Source organism: Peterkaempfera griseoplana (assembly GCF_001418575.1).
In the GTDB taxonomy this organism is placed as follows: domain Bacteria; phylum Actinomycetota; class Actinomycetes; order Streptomycetales; family Streptomycetaceae; genus Peterkaempfera; species Peterkaempfera griseoplana.
This window is the reverse complement of sequence record NZ_LIQR01000246.1, coordinates 1-5,897: the sequence shown is the minus strand read 5'-3', so window position 1 is coordinate 5,897 and position 5,897 is coordinate 1. Positions and strand designations below refer to the sequence as shown.

6 protein-coding genes are annotated in these 5,897 nt (G+C 74.2%); 1 reads left to right on the top strand and 5 read right to left on the bottom strand.

Annotated elements, in window-relative coordinates:
* Positions 1–560 (bottom strand): DedA family protein (locus AOK09_RS18690; RefSeq protein WP_055588348.1); only part of this gene is annotated, 560 nt, incomplete at its 3' end.
* A 276-nt stretch (positions 561–836) separates the two neighbouring features.
* On the opposite strand from AOK09_RS18690, the gene AOK09_RS18685 reads away from it, so the two are divergent.
* Positions 837–2,108 (top strand): extracellular solute-binding protein, encoded by a 1,272-nt coding sequence (locus tag AOK09_RS18685; protein ID WP_055588347.1) that lies wholly within the window; start codon positions 837–839, stop codon positions 2,106–2,108.
* A gap of 101 nt (positions 2,109–2,209) precedes the next feature.
* Here AOK09_RS18685 and AOK09_RS18680 read toward each other — a convergent pair whose 3' ends face one another.
* From AOK09_RS18680 to AOK09_RS18665, 4 genes are all read right to left on the bottom strand, one after another.
* On the bottom strand, positions 2,210–3,325 hold the full coding sequence (locus tag AOK09_RS18680; RefSeq protein ID WP_055588346.1) for an acyl-CoA dehydrogenase family protein: 1,116 nt from the start codon (positions 3,323–3,325) through the stop codon (positions 2,210–2,212).
* Positions 3,322–4,503 (bottom strand): acyl-CoA dehydrogenase family protein, encoded by a 1,182-nt coding sequence (locus AOK09_RS18675; RefSeq protein ID WP_055588345.1) that lies wholly within the window; start codon positions 4,501–4,503, stop codon positions 3,322–3,324. Before AOK09_RS18675 ends, AOK09_RS18680 begins: the two co-directional genes overlap by 4 nt.
* A complete protein-coding gene (locus tag AOK09_RS18670) occupies positions 4,500–4,952 on the bottom strand; it encodes a MaoC family dehydratase (protein ID WP_055588344.1) in 453 nt (150 codons plus the stop codon). Before AOK09_RS18670 ends, AOK09_RS18675 begins: the two co-directional genes overlap by 4 nt.
* Positions 4,953–5,074: 122 nt before the next feature.
* Positions 5,075–5,839, bottom strand: coding sequence for a bestrophin-like domain (locus AOK09_RS18665; RefSeq protein WP_055588349.1), 765 nt, complete (start codon positions 5,837–5,839; stop codon positions 5,075–5,077).
* Positions 5,840–5,897 lie beyond the last annotated feature (58 nt).

Below are 5,897 nucleotides of genomic sequence, written 5' to 3'. Positions count from 1 at the left end.
GCCGCGGCGACCGCCGCGGCCAGCGCCAGCAGTGAGCCGCCCAGCGCGTGGGCCGCCTGGTTCCAGGCGGCACCCACGGCGTACCCGAGGAGGGCCGAGCCGGTCCCCCACAGCAGCGCGGCGAGCGCGTCGACGAGCAGAAAGCGGAGATACGGCATCCGGCCGCTGCCGGCCAGCACGGGCATCGCCGACCTCACGAAGGGGATGAACCGTCCGAAGAACACGGCGGCGACCCCATGGCGGTCCATCAGTTCCGTGGCCCGGCGCAGCCGCTGCGCGCTCCGCCCGGCCGGACGGGCGCTGCGGATCCGGTCGGCGGTGAGCCGCCCGACGAGATAGGCCGTGGAGTCGCCCGCCACCGCCGCCGCCACCGCCACCGCGGCGACCAGGACGACGGAGACGTGGTCGCGCTGCGCCAGCACACCGCCCAGCACCACCGAGGTCTCTCCCGGCAGCAGGAAGCCGAAGGGCACCGCCACCTCGCAGAAGACCAGCAGGGCCACGGCGCCGTAGGCGGGGGCGCCGCCCAGCTGGTTCAGCCAGTCGGTGATCAGGTGCACTCGGGTCCGCTCCTCGGGTCTCGTACCCGCTCGGGGTCCGCTCCTCGGAGGTGTCGTACCCCCAGCTTGACCTCGGCAAGGCAGGCGCGCCAGGGCGGAACGCGGGCCCGCCCCCCTGGGCGCACGATGTGCAAGCGTTTGCGGAAAGTTACCGGAATTCCTTGCCGCGAGTATTGACGGTGCTCGCGGTGAGACGACATCGTCTGTCCGGTTCCGGCTGCCCCGCCCTCCCACGACTCGCCGTGCCGGCGGCACCCACCCCCTCCAGGAGTCCCCATGCGGCGTGCTCTCGCCCTCTCCGCGCTGGCGCTGGCCCTCGTCCTCCCGACCGCGGCGTGCGGGGCGGGCTCCCCGGCCGCCGGCGGCGCCCGGGCGGTCACCATCACCTGGTGGGACACCTCCAACGCCGGCAATGAGGCGCCCACCTACCAGGCGCTGGTCAAGGACTTCGAGGCGGCCAACCCCGGCATCGGGGTCCGGTATGTCAACGTCCCCTTCGACCAGGCGCAGAGCAGGTTCAGAGCCGCGGCGCACGGCAAGGGCGCCCCCGACGTGCTGCGCTGCGAGGTCGGCTGGACGGCGGAGTTCGCCAGGGCCGGGATGCTGGTGCCGCTCGACGGAACCCCGGCCCTCGACGACCGCGCGGACTTCCGCCCCAGCCTGCTGGCCCAGGCCAAGTACGGCGACCGGACCTATGGGGCGCCGCTGGTCACCGACACCCTCGCGCTGCTTTACAACAAGTCCGCCCTTGGCCGGGCCGGGATCACCAGGCCCCCCGCGACCTGGAAGGAGCTCCGCGCCGACGCGGGCCGCATCCAGCGGACGTCCGGCATGGCGGGGTTCACCCTGCGAGCCGACTCCTACTACGCGCTGCCGTTCTTCTACGGGGAGGGGACCAACCTGGTGGACGCGGCGGACAGGCGGATCACCGTCGACTCCGCGGCGGCCGTCAGGGCGGTGGACACCGCCAGGGAGCTGCTGGACTCCCCGGGGGTCACCAAGCTGGACACCACCGCCGACGGCTACGCCCACATGCAGGACGCCTTCGACGACGGCCGGGTGGCGATGATCGTCCAGGGGCCCTGGGAGCTGACCAACGTCTTCCGCGGCACGGCCTTCGCCGACCCCACGAACCTGGGCATCGCCCCGGTCCCGGCCGGCTCCGCCGGCCGGTCCGGGTCCCCCACGGGCGGCCACAACCTGGTCGCCTACGCCGGCTCCGACGCCGCCCACCGGGCCGCGGCCGAGAAGTTCATCGGCTTCATGACCTCGGCCACCGTCCAGACCCGGATCGCGCTGAAGAACGGCACACTGCCGACCCGCTTCTCGGCCTACACCGAGGCCGTGATGGACGACCCGGGCATCGCCGGCTACCAGGGGGTCCTCTCCACCGCCCAGCCCCGGCCCGAACTGCCCGAGTACAGCCTGCTCTTCGCCCCGCTGACCAGCAACTACAACCGGATCCTCGGCGGCGCGGCGAGCACCCGGGCCGGGCTGGACGCCACGGCGGCGGAGTACCGCAAGCTGCTGCCGGGCTTCTCCGGCTGACAGTGATGATGTTCGTGGTGACGCCGCTCACGGCCCGCCCCACCCCGCCGGGCCGGGCGCCGGCAGGTGATCCCGGCCCGGCCCGGCCCGGCCCGGCCCGGTCAGGCGGGGGCGGGCAGATCGGCGAGGCCGGCGAGTGCGGCCCGGTGCCGCCCCGGCGTGCCCAGCGCCAGCTGATCGGCCTTGGCCCGCTTGAGGTAGAGATGGGCGGGGTGCTCCCAGGTCATGCCGATGCCGCCGTGCAACTGGACGCACTCCTCCGCGGCGCGGACCGCGGTGTCGCCGCAGTACGCCTGGGCGACGGCCACCGCCAGGACGGTCTCGGGGCCGTCGTCGCCGGAGGCCAGCGCGTCGGCGGCGTTGCGGGCGGCCGCGCGGGCGCCCGCGATGTCCAGCCAGAGGTCAGCCAGGCGGTGCTTGACGGCCTGGAAGGAGCCCACCGGCCGGCCGAACTGGTGACGCTGCTTCAGATGGTCGACGGTGGTGGCCAGACACCACTCCGCGACACCCAGCTGCTCGGAGGCCAGCAGTCCCGCCCCGGTGAGCAGGGCCCGCCGCAGGATCCCGGGGGCGGTGTCCGGTCCGGCCAGCCGGCGGGCGGGGGCGCCGTGCAGGGTGAGGTCGGCGAGCGGGCGGGTGAGGTCCAGGGAGGTGCGCGGGGTGCGGGCGAGTCCGGCGGCGGTCGACTCCACCGCGTACAGCGCGGGCCCGTCCTGACCGAGAGCGGGCACCAGGACGGTGGCCGCGCCGGCCAGGTCGGGGACGGAGGTGACGGTGCCGCTCAGGGTGCCGGCGGCGTCGGCCCTGACGCCCGCCGGGAAGTCGGCCCAGGGGTCGGCGGTCAGCGGGACCGCCAGTGCCGCGCTCTGCTCGCCCGCGGCCAGCGGGGCGAGCAGGTCGGCCGCGCCGCAGCCGAGCAGGACGGTGGTGGCCAGCACGGCGCTGCCCAGATAGGGGGTGGGGGCGGCGGCGCGGCCCAGCTCCTCCAGTACCACCGCGGTCTCCCGCAGACCGGCGCCTGCGCCGCCGTGCTCCTCGGGGATCTGCAGGCCGGCGGCGCCGAGCTCGCGGGCGAGGGTGCGCCAGAGCCGGGGGTCGTACGGGGCCGGGGTCTCGCAGCGGGCGAGGACGGCGGAGGGCGGGCAGTGGTCGGTGAGGACGGCGCGGACGGCGGCCCGGAGGTCCTCCTCGACGGAGGAGTAGAGGAGGTCGCTCATCGGGCCAGGTCCTTCCAGGGCACGTCCTTGTCGGTGCGCGGCTCGGCGGGGAGCCCGAGGACGCGTTCGGCGATGATGTTGCGCAGGATCTCGGAGGTGCCGCCCTCGATGGAGTTGCCCTTGGCACGCAGGTAGCGGTACCCGGCGTCGCGGCCCAGGAAGTCGACCTGGTCGGGGCGGACCATGGTCCAGTCGCCGTAGCCGAGGCCGTCCTCGGCGAGCAGTTCGACCTCCAGCCCGCTGAGCTCCTGGGCGAGGCGGGCGAACGCCAGCTTCATGGCGGCGCCCTCGGGGCCGGGCTGGCCGAGGGCCAGCTGCTGGCGGAGGCGCTCGCCGGTGAGACGGACCACCTCGGCCTGCAGCCAGCCGCGCAGCAGCCGCTGGTGGAGGTCGTGGGTGCGCAGCTCGGGGCGGTCGCGCCAGGTGGCGGCGACGATGCCGATCATGCCGCCCTCGCGGGGCGTCCGCTGGCCGCCGATGGCGACCCGCTCGTTGTTGAGGGTGGTCTGGGCCACCCGCCAGCCCTCCCCGACCTCGCCGAGCCGGTGTGCGTCGGGGATCCGGACGCCGCTCAGGAAGACCTCGTTGAACTCCGCCTCGCCGGTGATCTGACGCAGCGGGCGGACCTCGACGCCCGGGTCGGTCATGTCGCAGATGAAATAGGTGATGCCGCGGTGCTTGGGCAGGCCGGGGTCGGTACGGGCGATCAGGATGGCCCAGCGGGCGGTGTGGGCGCCGGAGGTCCACACCTTCTGGCCGTCGACGGTCCAGGTGTCGCCGTCCGGGACGGCCCGGGTGCCGAGCGCGGCGAGGTCGGAGCCGGCGCCGGGCTCGCTGAAGAGCTGGCACCAGGTCTCCTCGCCGGTCCACAGCGGGCGCAGGAAGCGGGCCTGCTGCTCGGGGGTCCCGTAGCGGAGGATGGTGGGGGCGGCCATGCCGAGGCCGATGCCGTTGGCCCGGGGGTTGTTGTCCGGGGCCCCGGCGGCGGCCAGCTCGGCGTCCACGGCCGCCTGGAGCGACCGGGGGGCGCCGAGGCCGCCGAGGCCCTCGGGGAAGTGCACCCAGGCCAGGCCCGCGTCGAACCGGGCCCGCAGGAAGTCCAGACGGTCGGTGGTGGCCGGGTCGTGAGCGGCCAGCAGCTCGCGTACGCGCTCGCGCACCTCCACGGCGGCGCTCACGGGACCAGCAGGGAGACGGTGTCGGCCACACAGGCCGGCTTGCTGCCGCCCTCGATCTCGATGGTGTGCCGGACCACGGCCTGCCGGCCCATCGAGGCCTCGCGCAGGTCGATCAGCTCCGCCCCGGACCGCACCCGGGAGCCGACCCGGACGGGGGAGGGGAAGCGGACCTTCTCGGTGCCGTAGTTGACGCCCATGGTCAGGCCCTCGACGCGGAAGATCTGGGACGACAGCAGGGGGATCAGGGACAGGGTGAGGTAGCCGTGGGCGATGGTGCCGCCGAAGGGGCCGGTCGCGGCCCGCTCCGGGTCCACATGGATCCACTGATGGTCGCCCGTGGCCTCGGCGAAGAGGTCGACCTGGCGCTGGGTGACGGTGTGCCAGTCGCTGTGACCGAGGTGCTCGCCCTTGGCGGCGGCGAGCTCGTCGAGCCCGTTGAAGAGGCGCATGCCCGTTCCCTTCCATCGAATGAATAAGCGCTTGCTCAGCATTCATCCGAGCGGGGCCGGCTGTCAACGGTGGCACGGGACGGACGGCGGCGGGCCCCGCGGGACCCGGAGCGGGCGGCAGGTCAGCCGGCGGCCTTGGGGAAGAGGTCCAGGAAGGGGCCCGCGGTGACCGACAGACCCCGGGCGAACGGGGCGTCGAAGTCCCAGATCAGAAAGAGCAGAAAGGCGATCAGGGCACTGAACAGGCCCGCCAGCAGCAGCTCCCGGGCCGAGCGGCGGATCTGGAGCGTGAAGATCAGCCCCACCGTGACCAGCGCTCCCGCGATCAGGCCGAACCAGACGAGCGGCGGCATGGTCTCCCCGGCGTTCTGCCCCCGGGTGGTGCGGGCCTGGTCGGCCAGGGCCACCTGGTCGACCAGCGGCTGGTATGCCTGGCTCTCCAGATCGGTCTTGGGGGAGTGGTCGGTGACATCGCGGCGGACCCGCTCCAGCAGGTCGGCGCTGCGGTCGGTGAGGGCGCCGTTCCGGGCCATGTAGGGCCACTCGGTGTGCACCACATAGGAGACATAGGCGTCGATGTCGGCGCGGGTGCGGTCGCGGACGGCGGCCGGGTACACCTGGACCCGGGCGGCGACCTCGTGCAGTGCCTGGGCCTCCTGGAGGGTGCCGGCCTGGGCGCCGCTGCGCCCCTCCCAGACCCCGGCGATGGCCAGGCCCAGCACGATGGCATAGACCACGCCGATCATCATCGTCATGTACTCGATCACATCGGGCGTCTCCGAGGGGTCGTCGTCGTCCGGGATGCGCCGCTGACGCAGCGTCACCACGCCGATGACCACGGCGCAGGAGGCCGCCATGGCGAGGGTGAGGGCGAGCCATAGGGACACGAGGGATCCTCCGTGGGCGAAGTGGGTGCGGCCGGTCAGGAGGACCGGCGGCCGCCGG

What these genes read in the sequence shown, in the direction of transcription:
- AOK09_RS18685 (WP_055588347.1), top strand. Translation starts at nt 837, where the DNA reads ATGCGGCGTGCTCTCGCCCTCTCCGCGCTGGCGCTGGCCCTCGTCCTC.
- AOK09_RS18680 (WP_055588346.1), bottom strand. Translation starts at nt 3,325, where the DNA reads ATGAGCGACCTCCTCTACTCCTCCGTCGAGGAGGACCTCCGGGCCGCC.
- AOK09_RS18670 (WP_055588344.1), bottom strand. Translation starts at nt 4,952, where the DNA reads ATGCGCCTCTTCAACGGGCTCGACGAGCTCGCCGCCGCCAAGGGCGAG.